The 20614-nt window shown below is 37.3% G+C and carries 9 protein-coding genes; all 9 read left to right on the top strand.

Annotation, left to right across the window (positions count from 1 at the left end; translation table 11 throughout):
- The 9 genes from BN3107_RS15280 to BN3107_RS15240 all read left to right on the top strand — a co-directional run bounded on the left by BN3107_RS15280 (position 1) and on the right by BN3107_RS15240 (position 20439).
- On the top strand, positions 1 to 1200 hold the full coding sequence (locus BN3107_RS15280; RefSeq protein ID WP_058308495.1) for a response regulator transcription factor: 1200 nt from the start codon (positions 1 to 3) through the stop codon (positions 1198 to 1200).
- Positions 1193 to 3070, top strand: a complete 1878-nt coding sequence (locus BN3107_RS20040) for a substrate-binding domain-containing protein (RefSeq protein WP_058308494.1) — start codon at positions 1193 to 1195, stop codon at positions 3068 to 3070. Before BN3107_RS15280 ends, BN3107_RS20040 begins: the two co-directional genes overlap by 8 nt.
- 211 nt (positions 3071 to 3281) lie before the next feature.
- Positions 3282 to 4811: a sugar ABC transporter ATP-binding protein gene (locus tag BN3107_RS15270; RefSeq protein WP_058308493.1), complete on the top strand. Its 1530-nt coding sequence runs from the start codon at positions 3282 to 3284 to the stop codon at positions 4809 to 4811.
- Positions 4792 to 5796 (top strand): ABC transporter permease, encoded by a 1005-nt coding sequence (locus BN3107_RS15265; RefSeq protein WP_058308492.1) that lies wholly within the window; start codon positions 4792 to 4794, stop codon positions 5794 to 5796. Before BN3107_RS15270 ends, BN3107_RS15265 begins: the two co-directional genes overlap by 20 nt.
- A complete protein-coding gene (yjfF, locus tag BN3107_RS15260; protein ID WP_058308491.1) occupies positions 5793 to 6836 on the top strand; it encodes a galactofuranose ABC transporter, permease protein YjfF in 1044 nt (347 codons plus the stop codon). The genes BN3107_RS15265 and yjfF overlap by 4 nt, the downstream gene beginning before the upstream one ends.
- A gap of 194 nt (positions 6837 to 7030) precedes the next feature.
- Positions 7031 to 10933, top strand: a complete 3903-nt coding sequence (locus BN3107_RS15255) for a PA14 domain-containing protein (RefSeq protein ID WP_058308490.1) — start codon at positions 7031 to 7033, stop codon at positions 10931 to 10933.
- Positions 10934 to 11054: 121 nt separating this feature from the next.
- A complete protein-coding gene (locus tag BN3107_RS15250; protein WP_058308489.1) occupies positions 11055 to 14189 on the top strand; it encodes a family 43 glycosylhydrolase in 3135 nt (1044 codons plus the stop codon).
- Positions 14190 to 14337: 148 nt separating this feature from the next.
- On the top strand, positions 14338 to 19350 hold the full coding sequence (locus tag BN3107_RS15245; protein ID WP_058308488.1) for a family 43 glycosylhydrolase: 5013 nt from the start codon (positions 14338 to 14340) through the stop codon (positions 19348 to 19350).
- Positions 19351 to 19515: 165 nt separating this feature from the next.
- A complete protein-coding gene (locus tag BN3107_RS15240) occupies positions 19516 to 20439 on the top strand; it encodes an ArsR/SmtB family transcription factor (RefSeq protein ID WP_058308487.1) in 924 nt (307 codons plus the stop codon).
- Positions 20440 to 20614 lie beyond the last annotated feature (175 nt).

Here is a 20614-nt window from a genome sequence, read left to right as displayed (position 1 = left end):
ATGTGGAAATTATTTATTGCTGAAGATGAAGATATTATAAGAAGAGGCTTGAAAAAATCACTAGATTGGCAATCATTTTCTATTAATGTTGTAGGCGAGGCAGAAGACGGAGAAGAAGCTTTGGAAAAAGCGAAGGAATTGCAGCCTGATATACTTTTTGTAGATATAAATATGCCTTTTTTAAATGGGTTAGAATTAATGGATCAGCTACGTGTCCTCTTACCTGATGCTGTCTTTATTGTAATATCAGGTTATAATGAGTTCACTTATGCACAAAAAGCAATACAGATGGGAACGCTTGATTATATATTAAAACCAGTTAAGAAGCCAGAATTAAAACTAGCAATAGAGAGAGCAATTGAAGTTTTAGAGAATAAAACGAGAAATAAGTTACGCGAAAGCCAGTTGGAAGGGAATAAACAGTTTCTAAAAGAAAAATTCTTGTTAAATTGGAGTCTGGGCCTTTATCTAGATGAGACACTTGAAAAACATGCTAATTTATTTGGAATCCCTTTAACCAAAAATACAGGTTTAACGGTTTTCAAAGTAATTAAAGAGATTAATATCGGAAGTAGCGAGCAGAACTGGAATGATGTTTTGTTAAGCTTTTCAATAAAAAATATTATGAGTGAGCTTTTAAGTGATTTTGAATCCTTTGAAATATTTGAAGACCAATCCGGGCATATTGTCTTATTGGTTCCTGATATTGATACAGAAACATTACTTGATATAAATCGAACCATTGTAAAACATTTAGAACGCTTCTTAGGGAAGGTGGTTACATGCAAGGAGTGTTTATTATCAACTTTTATGGATTTTCCTTCTGAATATAAAAAAATGATAAGAGATTTAAAATCAGCAAACAAAATGACGCCGATTGTGGCATTAGCTAAAAACTATATTGATCAACATTTTCATAACCATTCTATCTCTTTAAAGCAGGTTGCGAATTATGTGCAAGTCAATCCCACATATTTAAGTAAACAAATCAAGAGTGATATTGGTGTTTCCTTTGTGCAATATCTTACTAATGTTCGAATTAACAAAGCATTATATCTGATGAAGGATCCGTATCTGAAAATATATGAAGTAGCTGAAATGGTGGGATATAGTACCCAACACTATTTTTGTAATGCATTTAAAAAAGTAGTTGGATTTTCGCCTACAGAATACCGTACAGGGGAAAAAATAAATGAGTAAAAGAATTGTGCTGACTATTATAGGATTAGCAATTCTTATCATTGTATTTTTAATGGAAACGAATGGTGTGTACAATGTTAATTCCAATTCTGAAGCAGAAGTCGACTATGTAATAGGGGTGTCACAACCTAATCTAGTAGAACCATGGCAAATTTCTATGTATGAAGAGTTACAAAAAGAAGCGTCTCAGTATTCGAATATTCGGATGATCTATACAGATGCAGCTTTAAGTACCGAACAACAAATGGAGGATATCCATACGTTGCAGGAATATGATATTGATTTGCTAATTGTTTCTGTTGAAGATTCTCAAGAGATGACCCCGATTATCTCAAGTGTATATGAGGATACACCAGTAATTGTGTTAGGAAGAGGTGTGGAGGGCTATAATTATACACTTTATATAGGCACTGATCATTATTTAATAGGGGAAATGGCTGCAGAGGCCACTAGAGAATTATTAGGAGATAATGGTGGTGAAATCATTGAGGTTCAAGGCTTGAAAAGTGCGTTGCAAGCGGAAGAAAGAAGTCGTGGATTTAGAGAGCGAATTGATGAATGGGATACATTAAAGATTTCAAATACTCTTGTCGCAAATTGGCAACGTGATAAAGCGGAGGACGAATTAAAGAAACTCTTTAAATCTAGTAATGTAAATCCTGATCTTGTTTATGCGCACAATGATGCGATGGCTTTAGGAGTATATAGAGCACTTGACTCCTTAGGGTTAAAAGAAATAAAAATTATCGGTAGTGATGGAGTAGATAAGCCGAATGGAGGACTCCAGTTAGTTAAACAAAATATCATAGACACGACTTTTATAACGCCAACAGGTGGAAAACAAGCTATGTTATACGCAGTCCGCATTTTAGCAAAAGATACTGAAATACCAAAAAAGATTATATTAAGAAATCATGAAGTAAATGACGATAATGTGGACAGTTATTTGGCTGAAAAGAGTGACTCGCCCGATATTGTTTCGTCTGACGAGAAAGTTACATTGGGATTTGCGCAAGTAGGAAATGAAAGTGCTTGGAGGTCGGCAAATACTGATTCGATAATAAAAGCAGCTGAACAGGAAAACGTAGATCTGCAATTGAAGAATGCAAATAACAATCAAGAAAGACAAATCGAAATCATTAGAGGTTTTATCGAACAAGAAGTCGATGTGATTGGTTTTTCACCGATGGTAGAACATGGTTGGGAAGAAGTTTTAGCAGAAGCAAAAGCGGCTGGTATTCCTGTCATACTTTCAGATAGAGAAATAAAGGTCGAAGATGATTCACTGTGGACTACTTTTATCGGTTCTGATTTTGTAGAAGAAGGAAGAAGAGCTGCACAGTGGGTAGTAGATCACCAAAAAGCCAGTCAAGAAAAAGTTAATATTATTGAGCTAGAGGGAACAAAGAACTCGGCACCAGCAGTAGATAGAAAACAGGGTTTTAATGAAGAAATAGAAAACGAACAAAATCTACAGGTTATTGATTCGTTATCAGGTGATTTTACTTTGGAAAAAGGGCGAGAAATGATGGAATATGCTTTATTAAAATATAGTACTAAAATAGATGTTGTATATGCTCATAATGATGATATGGCAATGGGTGCAATTGAGGCTATTGAGCAATATGGTTTACGGCCTGGGGTAGATATAAAGGTTATTTCGATTGATGCTACAAATAAAGCCTTTAAAGCATTGAGTACAGGGAAATTAAATTTTGCAGTAGAGTGTAATCCATTGCTAGGTCCACAAATTATGCAAGCTGCCAAAGAATTAAAAAATGGTCAGGAAATACCTGTGAAAATTATTACATCCGAGGAGACGTTTACCCAGGATGAAGCTAAAAAGGAAATGAAAAAACGAAATTATTAGTATTACCATTATTAACCCCGCTCACTAACAGTGAAGCGGGGTTATCTTTTTGAAAGATAAGCAATCATGACATTGCAGTAACTTAGTTCGGAAATGTGTAAATAATCACTTTTATTTTTAAATACAAATTTACTACGAAAAATTATACTTTAAGTAAGCCTGTTCTTACATTATAGCAATAGGTTAAAACAGATATAAGAGGGTGTTTTATGTGGTTTCTGACTACTTAATAAGAGCGGAAGGAATAAACAAAGTATTTCCCGGTGTCAAAGCATTATCTGACGTATATTTCACCTTAAAAAAAGGAGAAATTCATTCGCTTATGGGCGAAAATGGTGCAGGTAAATCAACACTAATTAAGGTGCTTACAGGGGTTCATAAAATGGATAATGGTTCCTTATTTTTTAAAGAAGAAAAAATAAATATCAATTCTCCTCAAGACGCACAGAATAAGGGAATAAGTGCAGTTTATCAAGAAGTGAATTTATGTGAAAATCTCTCTGTTGCAGAAAATATTTTTATTGGAAGAGAGCCAATGCGAAATGGAAAAATCAATTGGAAACAAATGAATGTAAGCGCAGAGCAATTACTGTTCACAAGATTGAATATAGACATTGATGTAACGAAGGTTCTATCTGCTTATTCTACAGCCATTCAACAAATGGTAGCGATCGCAAGAGCGGTAGATATGTCTAGTGGGGTTCTCATTCTTGATGAGCCTACTTCAAGCCTCGATAAGAATGAAGTCAACCAGTTATTCAAGGTGATGAGGGTTTTGAAAGAAGAAGGGATGGGCATTATCTTTGTTAGTCACTTTTTGGAACAAGTCTATGAAATATCTGATAGAATCACTGTTTTACGAAATGGCCACTATATAGGAGAGTATCAAACAAAGGAACTACCTAGAAAAGATTTAGTCTCGAAAATGATAGGAAGAGAGTGGGAGGAGAGCTCAAATCAAAAACACAAAAGTGAGAAGCAAACCTCAGCTGAAGTACTTTTAAGTGGAAAAAATCTCGCAAGAAAGGGTTCGATTCTCCCACTCGATATCGAGTTACGTAAGGGAGAAGTATTAGGCCTAGCTGGTTTGTTGGGGTCAGGGAGAACGGAGCTAGCAAAGTTAATCTTTGGTATTGATAAACCTGACCAGGGAGTACTGTATCTTAACAATGAGAAGATTCGGTCTTTAAACCCAAAATCAGCTATTGAAAGAGGGTTCAGCTTCTGTCCAGAGGATCGGAAGGTAGAAGGAATCATAAATGATTTAACCATTCGTGAAAATATCATTCTCGGATTACAAACAAAAAAAGGATTATTAAAATATATCCCTATGAAAGAACAAGAAAAGATCGCAAACAAATATATCGAATTATTACGAATCAAAACCCCAAGCATGGAACAACGAATTGATAATTTAAGTGGTGGAAATCAACAAAAGGTTATTCTAGCCAGGTGGCTAGCGACAAACCCAACTTTACTTATCCTTGATGAACCAACTCGTGGAATTGATGTTGGATCAAAACAAGAAATTAGACAATTAATTTTTGATTTAGCAAAAGAAGGCATTACGATTTTGTTCATTTCTGCTGAACTTGAAGAAACGGTCGCTTGTTGTGATCGAGTCATTATTTTAAGGGATCGCAACAAAGTTGGAGAATTACAAGGTGAGATAATGACAGAGTCTAATATTATGGACATGATAGCTAAAGGAGATGAAATAGATGAAGCAATCCCTTCTTAGATTTTCGAGACGAAAGATATTTTGGCCGTTAATAGCTTTAGCGTTGTTACTTGTCTTAAACCTTATTATAGATCCTAGTTTTTTCCAAGTTGAAGTAAAAGACAATCATTTATTTGGAAGTCTTATCGATATATTAAATCGCTCGATACCCTTAGTCATCATTTCAATTGGCATGACACTCGTTATTGCAAAAGAAGGTATCGATATTTCAGTTGGTTCGGTATTGGCAATCTCTGGTGCTACAGCAATAGCAATTATGGAACATCAAAATGTTTGGGTGGCATTAATCATAGCATTGATTGTCGGAATTGTCTGTGGTTTTTGGAATGGGGTTCTTGTTTCGGTATTTGAAATTCAACCAATGGTAGCAACATTAATTTTACTTGTTGTCGGTAGAGGAATTGCGCAATTAATAACAGGAGGACAAATATTAACCACTGATAATGGGATCTATGATTATATTGGAACAGGTTTTTTGTTTGGTTTTCCATTTCCTATTTATATCGGTATATTTGTTTTTCTAATTATGATTTTTTTAAAGAGACGTACGGCGATGGGATTGTTTTTAGAATCTATTGGTAATAACATGACAGCCAGTAAATTTGCAGGCATTCAGCCTAAAAAAATTATCCTAATAGTTTATACGATAAGTGGACTTTGTGCGGCAATCGCTGGGATTATTGTCAGTGCAAATGTCAGTAGTGCGGATGCTAACAATGCGGGATTATGGCTTGAACTTGATGCCATCCTTGCGGTTGTAATCGGTGGTACATCTATGCGAGGCGGTAGGTATTTTCTAGGTGGAACAATTGTTGGAGCCCTATTTATACAGACTTTATCTACAACGATTTATTCAATTGGGATAAATCCACAAGTGGTGATGGTCGTTAAAGCAGTGGTCGTCATTCTTGTTTGTTTAATGCAAGCTGAATCCTTTAGAAAAATGTTTGCAAATTTCGGTAAAAAGAAGGTGCTATCCACATGAGATTTTTTAACATAGCTTTAAAGGAAAATCATATTTTTATCTTGGCTACAACCGTTCTACTTGTTTTGTTATACGGATATGGGTCTTTATCCTTTACTGGTTTTTTTAGTTCACAAGTTTTTCTGAATTTATTTATTGATAATGCTTATCTGATTATTGTCGCTACCGGAATGGCATTTGTCATTATTACTGGGGGAATTGACCTTTCGGTGGGAGCTTTTGTTGCATTTATAAGTATGGTTTCCGCTACTTTACTGGATATGGGTTTTAACGCCTTTTTAGTTATTTTCCTTACCCTTTTTATCGGGGTGTTGTTCGGGGGGTTTCAAGGTTTCTTGATTAGCCAATTTGATTTACACCCCTGGATTGTAACGTTAGCTGGTATGTTTTTAGCTAGGGGTGCTAGTTTTTTAATTAATACGGAGAGTATAGTCATATCGAATGAAACCTTTAGTTATCTTTCGAGTGCGAAAGTACCTATTTTTGGTGGTTATTTAACGATTGGGGCAATAATTTCGTTATTTGTCGTTGTTATCGCAATCTTTATCGCCAAATACACGAAGTTTGGCCGGAATGTGTATGCGATTGGCGGTAACGTAAGCTCAGCCAAACTAATGGGACTTCCTGTCAAACGAACAACTATTTTAGTTTATATGTTTTCAGGATTTTGTTCTGCTTTAGGTGGTTTTGTTTTTACTACCTATATGTTATCAGGATATGGTTTGCATTTAATGGGCATGGAAATGGATGCAATTGCTGCATGTGTAATAGGAGGTATCTTATTAACTGGTGGTTTCGGGTACTTAATAGGACCTTTGTTAGGCGTCTTGAGTATGGGTATTATACAAACGATTATTATGTTCCAAGGGACCCTTAGTTCTTGGTGGACAAAAATAGCGGTTGGCTTTTTGCTTTTTATCTTTATTGTTCTTCAACGCCTTGTTGTCTTGAATAGACGAAGGAAGGAGACGAAATTCAGTAAGCAAACGACTTCTAAAAGAGAGCCAGAAGCACGGGCTGTAAATCAGCTAGATTCGTAGTGACATTCCTTAAATGTTAACAGCATGTAACTACTTATACAACCATTGTTCATTATAAAGAATTAAACGTGCGTTTTTAAATTCGTAATTCACCATTGGATAGTGAGGGAGGTGATATAAGTGTAATTGAGAATGAGAATATAGGTTTGTCAGCGAGATTTTTTATTTTAATATGCATTTTAAGGAGGAATTAAATGAATAACAAATGGATTTATTTTCTGTTTATTATGATCTTTATGCTGCTGTTCCCGTTATCAAACGTAATAGCAGAATCTGAAGACGATCTGCAACAGGGGTTAAAGGGAGAATTTTATACGAGTTCCAATCCAGGTGCTTTTGATTTTGCTAATCATACTGGAACGGTAGTATCTCCTAACATCAACTTTGGGGATTTAGAACAACTATTAGAACAATTAACGGGCCAAACAAATGATGCGGCTGTGAGATGGACAGGCCAGCTAAAACCAGAGTTTACAGAGGATTATACGTTTTCAATGATTGGTGACAATGGTTTTAGATTATGGGTGGATGAGCAACTTATTATTGATCACTGGGTTAATGACTGGGATAACGAACAAGTTAGTTCTCAGGTGTCACTGCAAGCAGGAGAGTTATATGACATTAAAATCGAGTATTTTGAAGATATGGGTGGTTCCAATTTAAAGTTACGTTGGCAAAGTCCATCACAAGAAAAAGAAATTATCCCAAGTGAGCGTTTATTTTTACCGGATGATTATACGTATTCGGGACCACTGAGTTCCAGTGTTTCAGAGGATGGGACAACAGTGGAAATTACTTTTGAAAACGCTCTAAACGAGTTACCAGCTAATGTGCTTGATCATTTTTCAACTATTGGAAATAGTACAGCAACTTCAGTAGCTTTAAAGGATGGAGACAATACAACTATTGTACTTTCTTTGGACTATCCAATTACAAGTAAAGATAATACTACATTGCCTTTATCATATGATGGTGAAGGTGGAATTAGTACAACAAATGATGATCCGCTTGAAGAATTCACCGTATATACAGAAAACAACTCCACTTATTTAATTGCTTCTCCTTGGGCAGATGAAGTGGATAAGAATAATGTGCTCCCTGAATATCCAAGACCTCAGATGGTGCGAGATCGATGGATGAATTTGAATGGTGAATGGGAATTTGAAGCTGCTTCAGAAGGTGATGAACTGCCAACTGGTCAAACGTTAATGGAAGAAATTTTAGTGCCATTTGCAGTCGAGTCGAAATTATCCGGCATTGAGCGTTATGAAGATCATATGTGGTACAAGCGTCACTTCACGATACCAGAAGATTGGTCGGGTGATGATGTACTGTTACACTTCGGAGCTGTTGACTGGGAAACAAATGTTTATGTAAATGGCACGGAAGTAGGATCACATAAAGGTGGCTATGATGCATTCAGTTTTGACATCACAGACCATTTAGAACCAGGAAATAATGAATTAATTGTGGAAGTTAAGGATTCAACAGTAGAAAGTCGTGCGCTTGGTAAGCAACGTTTGAATCCAGGAGGTATTTTCTATACTTCCGTATCAGGTATATGGCAAACGGTTTGGCTAGAACCAGTAGCAGATGCACATATAAATAACTTAAAAATGACACCAGAAATAAATGATGAATACTTAGAGTTAGAAGTGGAAGGGTCTAGTGGCTTAACAGTCGAAGCTATAGCTTATAAAGAGGGGGAAGAAGTCGGACGAGTAACTGGTGCTGTCGGAGAAAACCTCAACGTTCCTGTACCTGATCCGAGACTATGGTCAACTACTGATCCATTTTTGTATGATTTAAAAGTTCAGTTGAAAGATGGAACAACAGTTGTTGATGAGGTAAGTAGTTATTTTGGTATGAGAGAAATTTCAACAGGTATGGTTGATGGAAAACTTCGTCCACTTTTAAATGGGAAGTTTGTCTTCCAAATGGGACCACTTGATCAAGGGTACTGGCCTGCAGGTTTATATACGGCTCCAACAGATGAAGCATTAAAATTCGATATTGAGCAGGCAAAAGATCTTGGATTTAATATGATTCGGAAGCATGCAAAAGTGGAACCGCAACGTTTTCACTACTGGGCAGATCAAATGGGAATGTTGGTTTGGCAAGATATGCCAAGCATGTTTGACACCACTCCTTCCCCAGAAGATGCGGCACAATTTGAACATGAATTTGAAGAAATGATTAACGAGCATTATAATTCACCTTCTCTAATATTATGGACAGTGTTTAACGAAGGATGGGGACAATACGACACGGTTAGAATTACAGATTGGGTAGAAGGATTAGATCCAACCCGCCTTGTGGCCAATGCAAGCGGTTGGACAGATATGGGTGCAGGCGATGTCATTGATTTCCATGCATATGTTGGTCCTGATTCGCCAACCCCTACCGATGATCGTATCGCTGTCCTCGGTGAATATGGAGGCCTTGGTTTACAAGTTCCTGGGCATGAATGGAGTTCCAATGTCTTTAATTATGAAATGCAAAGTAGCAAGGAACAGTTAACTAGTCGTTATCTTGGGTTAATTGACGGTATAAAAGAATTGAAAGAAAACCCAGGACTAAGTGCTGCAGTATATACCCAAATTACAGACGTAGAAATTGAAATCAACGGTTTGTTAAGTTATGACCGAAAGCTTGAGAAAGCTAATTTTGATAAGCTTCGGAAAGCACATCGAGAATTAATAGGTATAGTTGATTCTAGTGATCTATTAGATGAAATCGATCGTGCGCAACAACTTATAGATAGTGCTATTGCTGGTTCAGAGCCTGGGCAATATGAGCAAGATATTATAGATACACTAACAAAAGCAATTGAAGATGCACAGACTATTGCAGATGATAGTGCTGCATCTGAGGAAGCATTGAATAACGCAATAAAGGAACTGAAGCAGGCAACTAACGCCTTTAAAGATCTAATAAATCCGCCAATTAAGTTAGGTGCTACGGTAGATCATTTTGATAGCGACCTCCTAGCTGATGAGTGGACTATCTTTAGAGAAAATGAAGAAAAATGGAGTTTAACTGATTTGCCTGGGAAATTACGAATTTTAACTTCCGAGGGTGATTCTCATGAAGGTGCTAATAGTTTGAAAAATCTTTTCTTGAAAGACGCGCCTGATGGGGATTTTGAAATTACGACAAAAGTTCATGCACCTATTCGTAATAACCATCAACAAGCGGGACTATATATTTGGCAGGATGAAGACAACTATATAAGACTTGGTCATGTTTGGGATACGAGCACTACGGATGGCTACAGTATTGAAACAGCAAAAGAAGAAAATGGGGTATATAGCAAAGCCGATAACATGGTTGCACACCCTGAAACAGATACGATCTACTTGAAAATGAAGAAAATGGGAGATCAGGTTACGACCTATTATTGGAATGGTTCCGAATGGATTCAGGCAGCTGACCCAATGACTGTTTCACTTGAAAATTTAAAGGTTGGTATTTATGGTACTTCCACTTTTGCTGCGGATTTTAATGCAGACTTTGATTACTTTACGGTACAAACGCTCATTGATGATCTAACACCTTTACAAAACCTAATTGATACCGCAAAAGCAATTTCAAATAAAGATAATTCTTATACGGAAGATACATTTGAAGAATTGCAAACTGCCATTGAAGAAGCGGAAGCAGCTCTTGAAACCATTCAGACACAAGCAGAATTAGAAGCGGCGTTGACTGAACTGCAAGTGGCAATCGATGGTTTAGAAGCAATTGACCCGGATGAAGGTCAAGATCCAGATGAAGGTCAAGACCCGGACGATGGTCAAGATCCAGATGGAGGTCAAGACCCGGACGATGGTCAAGACCCAGATGAAGGTCAAGACCCGGACGATGGTCAAGACCCAGATGAAGGTCAAGACCCGGACGAAGGTCAAGATCCAGATGGAGGTCAAGACCCGGACGAAGGTCAAGATCCGGGTGAAGGTCAAGATCTAGGTGAGGATCACGATAACAAGATGCCTAATACAGCAACCACTATGTACAACTTACTTATGATCGGTCTTCTCCTGCTCGTGATAGGTGCTATATCGATGTTTGTTATCAAAAGAAGAAGGCAACAATAGGAAGCTAACATCATAAGGGGAGCGAGCCTTATCAGTGAGTAGTAAATGTCAATTCATTTTACGAGGATTTTATAACTCGCTCCCTGTTTTATACGTTCTAAGATGATAAGGAGGTGCGGAATTGAAAAAATTAATCGGAATGACCATGACAATTATTATCATGATAGCCACGTTTCAACTCCCTATAGATGTACATGCTGCAGATTCCACGGTCGATGGAAAGGGTTTACTTGGGGAATTTTATAAAGTGGAACCAAATCCTGATGATCGAGAAGACATCAATGTGTTTGATTTTGATGATTTTCGAGGAGAGAGAGCTGTTGCTAATCTAAATGGTGATTCGTTTGTGAGTGTATTTAATGAATTATCAGGAACTCCTGATTATAATACTGCTCGCTTTACAGGAACCATCGTACCAGAATATACAGAAGATTATACTTTCTTTATGGAAGGTGACGATGGATTCAGACTCTGGATTGACGGAGAGTTGGTTATCGATTTCTGGGAACAAAAATGGGAAGTCGAACAAACTAGTACATCGATTTCATTGGAAGCTGGAAAACACTATGATATCAAAGTGGAATATTTACAAGGATGGGGCGGTTCCTGGCTTCGGATGGATTGGGAAAGTACTAGTCAAGAAAGAGAAGTTGTTCCAGAATCTGCTCTTTATTTACCGCTGGAACATATCATTCAAACGGAAAAGTCTGATCTAGCTGGAGAGATTCAAAAAACTGAATATTTAACGGCAAACTTCGCTGACAATGTAACGGAGGAATTATTAGATGAAATAATTGCTACAAAAAATAATGCAGAGGAATTACTGAATACTATTGATGAACAAGAAATCAGTGATAGGGACAAAGCAGACGTAATTATAGCTATGACAAAGAGTCTATCAACTACTCGCTCTAACTTTATGAAAGCGATGGGGGTGCAAAGTTCTTCCGTACATGATAAATTTAATAACCCGCTATATCAAGGACAAGACCCTTTTGTAACGTATAAGGATGGATTCTATTATTTTGTTTCTTCTAGTAATTTAGATTCTAATAATAAAGTCTATGTATCTAAATCCCGTACGTTGACGGATCAGGGTGAAAAGGTTATGGTATTTGATTCAAAAGGGACACAAACGCGTATTTTCGCTCCTGAAATTTTATTTTTTGATGGTAAATGGTATATCTACTATTGTGCTGATTTAGAAGAGTATGATTACAAACATATGGCAACCGTTTTAGAGTCTGTGACCGATGATCCACAAGGTGAATATGTCGATAAAGGTGCCTTATATCTTGGAGAAAATGGTGAGTATAAACAAGCAAATGACTTCACTGTATTTGAAAGTGATGGACAACTATATGGTGTGTGGGGAACGTTAGGTGCTGGAGAACCAGCTGGTCCGGCAATTGTTCCGATGGATAATCCATATACAATTACAGAAGATCGCTCCTTTTTACCAGGAGACGGTGGAGAAGGTCCACGTGTATTACAAAAAGATGGAAATGTGTTTATCACTTTATCAGAAGGCGATTATCAATCTGACGGATATCGTCTATCGTATTATATGAATACGAATGGAGATTTTTTAAACGAGGATTCGTGGACTCGTAAAAATGATGTTTTCGTTGCGACGGATGAAGTATCTGGTCCAGCAAGAGCAGGTTTTGTTAAATCTGCTGATGGTAAGGAAGATTGGATGATATATCATTCACGCGTATATAAAGACACTAGTCGTAATTGGTGGAGACAAGTGAATATTAAGCAATTCGGATGGAATGAAGATGGAACACCTGATTTTGGCGAGCCTGTTTCTCCGTATCAATGGCAAGATCTTCCGTCAGGTGACTTGGGACAAGGAGACATGTATCAAGCGGAAACAGCGATCCATTATGGAAATATTACAACAGACAACAGCAAACAAAATTATCAAGGTACAGGTTATATTCATTTACCAAACGAACCTAGTGCTGAAGCAAGTTTTGTTGTCAATGCGGAAGAGGCTGGGGACTATATTGTAGGTGTTCGCTATGCCTATGGTGTCGCAGTCGAAGGGGAATCGACTAGTCATCCTACAACACAATTACCTGCTAGAGCTAAAATCAATGTTTTTGTAAATGGTGTTCAAGTGAAAACCATTACACCAGACAAAACAGCAGTCAGCTGGGAAGAATGGTTTACAGCTTCGGAACGATTGAGCTTAGAAGCTGGAGAAAATGTAATCAGTTATCGGATTGATGAGGATAGTATCGGAAATGTGAATGTCGACTATCTAACGATGTATAAAGCAGATGTACCAAATCCTGTAGCGGTCACTTCTCTTAATATAACGAGTAAGGATAACGTTATCGAAATTGATACTAAAGAAGGAACACTTCAACTTTTAGCGAATGTTCTACCGAAGGACGCAACAGATAAAGCTGTGACTTGGTCAGTGGAAAGTGGAGCTGAATTTGCTAGCGTTTCTGATACGGGTGTAGTTACTGCTAAAGCTAATGGCAGTGTTATTGTTAAAGCAGCTTCTATAGCAAATCCAGATATTACAGCCACAATTGAATTAGTAATTTCTAATCAGACAATTGATATAAGTTTACTAGAAAATTTGCTAGATGTAGCAAAAGCCATGTCTAATGTAGATGGATCTTTTACAGAAGCTTCATTTACAACGTTACTAAATACTATTGCAGATGCGGAAGCTGAAATGGATAACATTCAAACTCAAACAGAATTAGAAGAGCAGCTAGCGAAATTACAAGCAGCAATGGATGGTTTAGAGGCTAGTGAACCGGACTCAGATCCAGTGGATGTTACGGAACTGGAAGAACTACTTAGTATTGCTAAAGGAATGATCAATGATGATCGTTATTATACAGAAGCATCATTTCAGGCGTTACAAGTTGCAATTAAACAAGTAGAGGAAGCAGTAGAGACGATTACAACAGAGTCAGATCTACAAGTTCTCATTGCTGAACTACAGGTAGCACTGAAAGGATTAGAAGTTGCAGATCCAAATCCAGAAGAAGATCCTGAGGCAGAAGAACCAGTAGACGAAGATCAAGACTATGAAACTGAGGGTTCAACCGATGATGAGTCTGCCCAGGAAAAAGAGAAACAGAACGACAAGGAACAAGATCAGACTGATAAAGGTGAAAAGCTGCCTGATACAGCTACGTCAGTGCATACTCTTCTATTATTAGGTGTAACAATGCTATTATTGAGTGCGCTTACGATGCCTTTGGTGTATAGGAAAAAGTAACTTTATCATCACACTTGATTTGTAACAAGATTAAAGAAGGAAGATAACTAGGTTTTTTTCTTAAATGGTCTAGTTATCCTATTAAACTACTAACAAACTTGTCTGTACAGCTCAGTAAATAGTAGCAAAATTCAGAGGAGGTCTAGCAGTGAAGAAGAAATCGAAGCAAAAAAATCAATGGTTTCAAAAAGTATTAATATTTTTTCTTATTATGAGTACTATGGTTTTATCATTGCCAAGTAATATGTCCATACAAGCAGTTGAAGGAGAAAACACGTTTACCAATCCCATTGTTCCAGTTTCAAGTGAGGCTGGCTCAGCGGATCCAAGTGTTGTCTATAAAGATGGCTATTATTACTATGTGAAATCAGACAGGGATTCATCCCTAATTGTAGCAAAAGCAAAAAGGCTTCAGGATATTGGGACATCACCACGGGTAACTGTATATACACCTCCAAAAGGCACCAAATATTCTAAAGGGATTTGGGCTCCGGAGTTACAATATATTGAAGGAAAATGGTATATTTACTTCGCTGCTGACGATGGTAATAATACAAACCATCGGATGTATGTCTTGGAAAGCAACTCACAAGATCCACAAGGGACTTACACATTTAAAGGGCAAATAACTGATCCTAGTGATGTCTGGGCAATTGATGGAATGGCTTTTCAGAAAGAAGATGGCTCTTTATATTTTGTTTGGTCAGGGTGGAGAAACGAAGAGGATCAAATGCCACAGCGTACCTATATTGCACCAATGAGTAATCCTTGGACAATTAGTGGTGAGCGGGTAGAAATTTCCTCCCCAACAGAGCCATGGGAAGGAACGATCCAAGAAGGGCAAGAAGTGATTATAAAGGACGGCACGATATCGATTATTTATTCAGCGAATGGCAGTTGGTCAGATGATTACGTATTAGGTCAATTAACAAATACGGATGGAGATGTACTTAATCCTGATTCCTGGACAAAACATCCAGAACCGATCTTTAGGAAAAATCCAGACGGGAATGCTTACGGGACCGGACATCATGGTTTTACTGTTTCTCCAGATGGTACAGAAGACTGGATCGTCTATCATGCGTTTAAAAGTTCTGGAGGAGGCTGGGGTGATCGAAGTGTGAGGGCACAACCGTTCACCTGGAATGAGGACAACACGCCAAATTTTGGTGAAGCTGTTGCCTATGGAAGTGAAGTTACGGAACCATCCGGTACTCCTAACACGGACCGTATAGCATATGAAGCGGAGGATGCTACACTTGGCGGTGATGCATTTGTCCATGGCTCTGATCGTGCATCAGGAGAAGAAGTAGTAGGTAAAATTGATAGAGAAGATGCTGATTTTGTTTCATTTGAAGTAGAGGTACCAGAGTCTGGATTATATACACTGATTGCAATGGCGGCAAACGGTACAGCTGGTGCTGCACAAGCGCAACATAAAGTGATTATTAACGATAGTGACACCCGCATAATAGAATATGATAATTATGGTTGGGAGCATTATAATCCTACATCGATTGATGTGCAATTGCAGGCAGGTACTAATACTGTGAAATTCACAAAACACGCAAATTTTGCTGAACTTGATCAAATTATATTACAGCCTATCGATGATACAGCAACTAATGTTGAAGTAGAAGAAATTCAACTTGAAAAATCATCAATTACAACGGATGTAGGAAATGTTGAGTCGCTTGATGTGTCTATTAGACCAATTGCAGGGACAGATAAGAATTTAAACATTTCTGTATCGGACTCGGAGATCATATCTGTGGCGGAAGTTAGTCGGGATTCTGCAACCGGGTCTTTAAAATTAGAGGTAGAAGGTTTACGACCAGGAACAGCCATGATTGACATTGCTAGTACGACAAATCATACTAGTACATCTTTAGAAGTGACGGTGCGTGGAGAAGCAACGGAACCAGATCTATCTGAATTTAACCTTGACGAGTTCGAAACATCGACATTAGATAGTAGCTGGTCCATTTTTCAAGAGACTGAAGAGGATTGGAGTCTAACATCTAATCCGGGAGCATTGACGATTCATACAAAGCCAACTGATATTTATCAAAATAACAATAGTCAAAATAATGTCTTTTTACAAGAAATTGAAGAGGAAGATTTTGAGATTGTTACAAAAGTAACAGCACCAATTGCTAGAAATCATCAACAAGCTGGGTTATTTGTTTGGGAAGATGCAGATAATCTTGTGAAATTGGCTCATGTTTGGGATAACGGTAAAAAGATAGAAACAGCATATGAACTTGATCAATCCTATCAAAAGCCTGAGAATTATGTCGATCATCCTGGAGCGGATACAGTTATACTCAAGTTGAAAAAAGTAGGGAATACGTTCACCTCATTTATTTGGGATGGCTATAGTTGGGTGCAAGCATCTGCACCTATCACAGCAAATCTAAACGATATTCAAGTTGGATTGTTTGCGAATAATGTAGTAGCAAACGATTACCGAATCGATGCGGAATTTGAGTATTTTGGTTATCGAACAATTGCAGGTGGGGTTGAACTTGAGCAAGATGAAATTACGTTAGAAAAAGGAGAAACGAAACAGCTACAAAATATCGGACCTAGCACCAATATCATATGGGAATCTGCTAATCCAACTATTGCAAGTGTTTCAAGTGATGGAATTGTTCAGGCAATAAGTCAAGGCAGAACCCTGATTACTGTGGAATCAGAGTCTGGTACCTATCAAGACAGTATTTTTGTTACCGTTACTAGTACTGATGACCAACCAGATCCTTTTTTTACGGATAACTTTAATGACAATAATGCTGATGGATGGGTAACATATGGTGGAGACTGGTCTGTTTCAGATGGTAAATACAAGGTTAACAGTGGTCCAGGGCATAAAGCGGTAATAGACGAAACAGAGTTTACCGATTTTATAATGGAAGCAGATGTCACGATAGAGTCTGGGACAGAAGCTGGTTTCATTTTTAGAGCTTCTGAATTATCAGAAGGTGCAGATGCGCTCGATGGTTATTTTGTAGGCATTAATGCTGAAAATGACTATGCAGTACTTGGCGAATTTAAAGATGGGAGCTGGCAAGAGATAGCTTCTAAAAAAATACCTATTGACGAAAATCGTGCATATAAAATTAAATTATTAGTGAATCAAGGTCATATCCAAGTGTTTATTAATGATAATCCATTAAATGAGGAGCCATTTCCTAAATTTGACCTTGTAAGTGAAACCTATTTAACTACTTCAAAGATTGGTCTAAGAACATGGCATGCCGATGCAACCTTTGACAATATTACGATAGAGCCTTATGAAGAAACGATTGAGGGTCCAACTTACACAAATTCTATTTTACCAGGCGTTGCTGATCCTTATGTCCTTTTCCACGATGGTACGTACTATTTGTATGGTACAAATACAGAAGACTGGCCAAATATGCCGAATGGTATTAAAGTATATACATCCACAGATCTTGTTAATTGGACAGAACATGATGATTGGGCCTTGGATAAACAAGATTCATGGGGTGATAATCGCTTCTGGGCGCCAGAGGTGATCGAGAAGGATGGTACCTTCTACATGTATTATGCGGTAGAGGAACATCTAGCAGTAGCAACAAGTGACTCTCCTTTAGGTCCGTTTGTGCAGGAAGAAATGGAACCGATACATCCAGATACAAAAGAAATCGATGCACATATTTTCACAGACGACGATGGCAAACAATATATGTATTTTGTACGGTTTGATCAAGGAAATGTGATTTATGTAGCAGAATTGAATGAGGATATGAAGTCTATTAAAGAAGATACGTTGAAATTCGTGATGCGTTCCACACAGGACTGGGAAAATAGTCAAAAGCCTCCTGTTGCTCCGATTAACGAAGGAGCATTTGTAGTCAAACATAAAGATACGTATTATCTAACCTATTCAGGTAATCACTTTGAAAGTCCAGATTATGGAGTGGGTTACGCGACATCTCCGACACCAATGGGGCCATGGACAAAATATGAATATAATCCAATTATGAAATCGAATCTAATTGTTCCTGGTGCTGGACATCATTCATTGATTCATTCACCTGATGGCGAAGAATTATTTATGATTTATCATACCCATAATAGTCGTTCGGCAACAGAACCTAGAAAACTAGCAATTGATCGCGTTCAATTTGTACCACAAGAGGATGGTCCAGATGTTATGGAGGTGTGGGGTCCAACTGTCACTCCTCAACCTATGCCATCAAGTGATATTGATGTAGAATCGATTAACATTATTGGGGAATCTGCAATTGAAACGAAAGGTGGCACGCTTCAATTAGCTGCTGAAGTGTTACCAGAAGATTCGACAGATCAAGCTGTGACATGGTCCATCGATAGTGGAGCAGAATTTGCTACCGTTTCTGATACAGGGTTAGTGACTGCTTTAGCAAATGGGACTGTCGTTGTAAAAGCTACATCTGTTAGTAATCCAGAAGTAAGTGAAACGATTGAAATTGTGATAAGCAATCAAACTTTTGATGTCACAGAGCTAGAAATGCTGATTGGAGATGCAAAAGCTATTTCTAATGACAACGGTGGTTATACCGATGACTCCTATACAGCGTTACAGGACGCAATTGGTAAGGCGGAAGATGCACTTTCTTCTATTGAAACAGAGGAAGAACTAGATGCAACTGTGGGAGCATTACAAAATGCAATTGAAGGACTGGTAGTGAGTGAACCAGATCCACAGCCCGAGCCAGTGGATGTAACTGAATTGAAAGAGTTAATTGCTGATGCTAAAACAATATCTAATGAAGCCGGTTATTACACGGAAGGTTCCTTCGTCACATTACAAAAGGCTATAAAGGAAACAGAAGCTAAATTGAAATCCATTAAAACAGAAACACAATTAGCAACAGCATTAAAAAGATTACAAGTAGCAATTGGAGCATTAGTAGAAAGTTCACCAGATTCAGATGATGAAACCGAAGATAAGGAACCTGGTGACAAAAAAACTGATGTTGAAGACCAAGACTCAAAAGATCCAATTGATAAGAAACCCACTAGTCAAGAAGATAAAAGTGAAGAATTACCTGCAACCGCAACATCTATCTACACGTTCTTAATGGCAGGATTGATGTTATTATTATTAGGAGTTTTGCTTGTTACAATAAGAAGAAAATTAGAAAAATAAAAAAAGAAAAGACGACTTGAACTTAATAGTTTGAGTCGTTTTTTGTGTTACAGTATATTGAGATCAAAGAAATTACATTCATTAAATACAAACATATTGTAATATAAACCTCATTAGTATAAAATATTTAATTAAATACACAAAAATTAAAAAGGTGGATTAAGAATGTTAGAACTTTCTATAAATAACATGGAGCAATTAAGTAGCGTAACTCGTGCGCTTTCTTCTAAAGTTAGATTACAAATTATTGACCTACTTAATACAGGTAATTTGAATGTACATCAATTAGCAGAAGAATTGGAAATACCAATATCAACAGCTGCTTCTCATGTGCGCATACTAGAGGAAGCCTCACTGATTCATACGGAATTAAGACCAGCTAAAAGGGGAGCAATGAAGGTTTGTACAAGGAATTTTGATGATGTTCATATTGCTTTGAATCAGAAAAAGAAAGAAGCAAATGAACTAGAAAATTATGAACTAGAAATGCCAATTGGCCAATATTCAGAATTCGAAGTAGCACCAACTTGCGGAATGGCAAATCAGGATAAATTTTTAGTCCCTGAGGATGAACCCGTTCATTTTTATAATCCATTAAAAAGTGATGCTCAAATAATATGGACAAGGAAAGGGTTTTTAGAATATAAATTCCCAATCATATTAAAAGCTAATGCAAAGATAAAGAGTATTCAGTTTTCATTGGAAATATGCTCGGAAGCTCCAAACCATGATCATGAGTGGCCATCTGATATTACTGTTTGGATAAATGACATTGATGTTGGGACATGGACGAGTCCTGGTGATTTTGGAGATCGCCCTGGTAAACTCAATCCAAAATATTGGGCTGATTCAACAAGCACACAATACGGAATTTTAAAAACATGGAAAGTTACCAATGAAAAGACGATGCTAGATGATATTAACCTTTCGAATGTGACGACACAAGATTTGAATTTGTTGGATAATAACTACGTGAAGTTTAGGGTGGGAATTAAAAATGATGCGATTCATAAGGGTGGCATGAATATTTTTGGAGAAGAGTTTGGTGATTATGCACAAGGCATTAAGATGAAAATAGATTATTACTAAATATCTAGCTGACCAATAAGGATAAATATCCTTATTGGTCAGCTTTTTTATCTTTTGAAAAAAAATCACTGTCATAATTACAATATTTTTGTATTAAAATCACATTTTTAAGAATTATCATTGACAAAAATAAAATGTAAGCGTATACTTCTGTCTAAGTTACGATAATATTAAT

It is taken from the genome of Gracilibacillus massiliensis (genome assembly GCF_001458115.1).
Lineage (GTDB): Bacteria > Bacillota > Bacilli > Bacillales > Amphibacillaceae > Gracilibacillus > Gracilibacillus massiliensis.
Note: the sequence above shows the minus strand (reverse complement) of the source record. Positions and strands in the feature narration are given on the sequence as shown.